General features: G+C 72.1%; 2 protein-coding genes. One reads left to right on the top strand and one right to left on the bottom strand.

Translation table 11 applies throughout. The features are described from left to right. The first annotated feature begins 185 nt into the window (after positions 1-185). Positions 186-1,214 (top strand): glycosyltransferase family 2 protein, encoded by a 1,029-nt coding sequence (locus tag GT030_RS06285; RefSeq protein ID WP_161200227.1) that lies wholly within the window; start codon positions 186-188, stop codon positions 1,212-1,214. 58 nt (positions 1,215-1,272) lie between these two features. On the opposite strand, the gene GT030_RS06280 is transcribed toward GT030_RS06285, so the two are convergent. Next, positions 1,273-2,865, bottom strand: coding sequence for an LCP family protein (locus GT030_RS06280; RefSeq protein ID WP_161200226.1), 1,593 nt, complete (start codon positions 2,863-2,865; stop codon positions 1,273-1,275). Between the last annotated feature and the right edge of the window lie 14 nt (positions 2,866-2,879).

Genomic DNA, 2,879 nt, shown 5'->3' with positions numbered 1-2,879 from the left:
CTGGGAGCGCCCCCCGCACCCCGGACGGACGGGGCGGGGGGCCGAGGCGGTCTGGGCAAGGGACACCTCCGGGATGCGGCCGTACGTGGGAATGTGATCACCGTAGGCCGATACGATCTCCAGCCCGCGTCGCGGCCGCGGCGGCGCGCAACGGTGTCCCCCATTCGCGGTAACGTGAGCCCCCTATGAACGCCAAGCCCGACGTGCGGCACCCCGCCGTGTCCGTGATCATGCCCGTGCTCAACGAGGAGCGGCATCTGCGCGGCGCCGTCCAGGCGATCCTCGCGCAGGAGTACGCCGGCGACATGGAGGTCGTGATCGCCCTCGGTCCCTCGGTGGACCGTACGGACGAGATCGCGGCCGAGCTGGTGGCCGAGGATCCCCGCGTGGTCACGGTCCCCAACCCCACCGGCCGGACCCCCGCCGCGCTGAACGCCGCGATCAAGGCGTCCCGGCACCCGGTCGTCGTCCGCGTGGACGGCCACGGCATCCTCTCGCCGGACTACATCGCCACCGCCGTACGGCTCCTGGAGGAGACCGGCGCGCAGAACGTCGGCGGCATCATGCACGCCGAGGGCGAGAACGACTGGGAGCACGCGGTCGCCGCCGCGATGACCTCCAAGATCGGTGTCGGCAACGCCGCCTTCCACACCGGTGGCGCGGCAGCCCCCGCCGAGACGGTCTACCTCGGGGTGTTCCGCCGCGAGGCGCTGGAGCAACAGGGCGGATACAACGAGGAGTTCATCCGCGCCCAGGACTGGGAGCTGAACTTCCGCATCCGCGAGGCCGGCGGCCTGATCTGGTTCTCGCCCGAGCTGCGCGTCTCCTACCGGCCGCGCCCGAGCATCAAGGCCCTGGCCAAGCAGTACAAGGACTACGGCCGTTGGCGGCACGTCGTCGCCCGCTACCACGAGGGCTCCATCAACCTCCGCTACCTCGCCCCGCCGGCCGCCGTGTGCGCCATCGCGGCGGGCGTGGTGGTCGGCGTGGTCCTGACCCCCTGGGGCTTCGTGGTCCCCGCCGGCTACCTGGCCGCCATCGCCGCGGGCTCGATACCGGCCGGCAAGGGCCTCCCCCTCAAGGCCCGCCTCCAGATCCCGGTCGCCCTCGCCACCATGCACATGTCCTGGGGCTTCGGCTTCCTGACCAGCCCCAGGTCCCTGGCGAAGCGCGTCATCGCGTCCCGCCGCCCGGCGGTGCTCGAACCCCGGTAGTGACGACGCGAAAAGGGCCCCTCCCGCAGCCCGGAGAGGCCCTTTTCGCGTCGACGGGCTACCAGCGGTACGGCTTGTACACGTCCATGCAGGACTTGTCGTCCGAGCCGTTGATGGCGTCCGTGCCGGTGGGGAGGTCGCCGGCCTTCGGGGCGGCCTTCTTGGGGTACGTGTCGCCGGTGCGCCAGTCCGCGCCGACCACGACGGTCACGCCGGAGACGTCGGTGGAACGTTCCACCTGCTTCGCCGGGATGCCCAGCGCCTTGGCCACCGCCTGGGCGTCGCCCTCCAGGTCGGCGCTCGGGTAGCGCACCACCGTCTCGTCGGCGGCCGGCGCGGCCGTGGTGTCCGCCTGGGCCTGGCCGTACCCCTTGGCGCCGAGGGCGCTCGCCACCGCCCGGGCGCGGCCGCTGACCGGGGCCAGGGTGTCGCTGCGGGTGCCGTTCTGCACCTGCACCCCGAGCCGCCCGGGAGCCGCCGAGGGCGCCTTGGCGGGCTCGGCGTCCGCGACCGTCTTCTTGGCCGGCTTACCGTTCTTGTCGAGGGAGACGTCCTCGCGGAGCATCTGCCACAGCTTGTCGGCGCTGCCCTGGGCGGGGAGCACATGCGAACTGTTCTGCGGGTCCTCGATGTTCGGCATCGTCACCGAGGTGATCCGGTTGGTCGGCACCGCCTTCAGCTCCATGCCGAGGTCGTACAGCTTCTTGACGCTGCTGATCTCGTCGGACACGGTCAGGGACTTGGTGGCCGCCTCGGCGAGGTCCATCAGCCGGCCGCTGTCGGTGAAGACGTTCTGGCCCTTGAGGGTGCGGATCATCGAGTTCAGGTACATGTGCTGGGCGCGGGCGCGCATCACGTCGCTGCCCCAGGCGTGCCGGGTGCGCAGCCACTGGAGGGCCTGCTCGCCCTTGACCTTGTGCGTCCCCGCCGTCATCTTCAGGCCGGAGCCGCCGCGCTGGGCGGCGGTGGAGCGGTCCCAGACGTTCTGGTTGACGCACACGTCGACCCCGCGGATCGCGTCCGCCATCCGCACCACACCGGCGAAGTCGATCGTCATCCAGTGGTCGATGTAGACCCCGGTGAGGTTCTCCCAGGTCGCCAGCGTGCAGCCGGCGCCGCCCCGGGCGAGCGTGGTGTTGATGATGTCGTTGGTCGCCGGGTAGACCCGTCCGGTCCTGGCGTCCTTGCACTCGGGGATGTCCACGCGGGTGTCGCGGGGGATGCTCACCATGGCGGCGCTTCGCCGGTCCGCGGAGACGTGGATCAGCATCTGCACGTCACCGAGGGGCGGGTTGTCGCGGTTGTCCTTGCTGCCGCCGAGCTTGACGTTCTCCGCGGAGGCGCGGCTGTCGGAGCCGATCAGCAGGATGTTCAGCGGGGTCTGGCCGGCCGCGTTGGGCCGGGTGCGCTGGGCCCGCGAGTCGTCGCTGCCGCTGCGCGCGCCCCTTTGGATGTTGCCGTTGAGATGCTGGTAGTACAGGTATCCGGCGCCGGCCGTGCCGAGTATCAGCAGCGCCAGCACACTCGCCGACCAGCGCAGCGCGCGCCGCCCGCCCCGCTTCGCGCCGCGGCCCCGGCCGCCGCCCCGCCCCGAGCCTCCGTCGCGCGGGCCCCCGGCCCTCGGCGCGCGCTCTCTGGTGTCCTGCGCCACCGAACCCCTCCCCC

Source organism: Streptomyces sp. SID1328, from assembly GCF_009865595.1.
In the GTDB taxonomy this organism is placed as follows: Bacteria; Actinomycetota; Actinomycetes; order Streptomycetales; family Streptomycetaceae; genus Streptomyces; species Streptomyces griseoluteus.
The sequence above is the reverse complement of the archived record's forward strand: the minus strand, read 5'-3'. Positions and strand labels throughout refer to the sequence as shown.

Excerpts from the sequence above, each read along its gene's own strand:
- GT030_RS06285 (WP_161200227.1), top strand. The coding sequence starts at position 186 with ATGAACGCCAAGCCCGACGTGCGGCACCCCGCCGTGTCCGTGATCATG.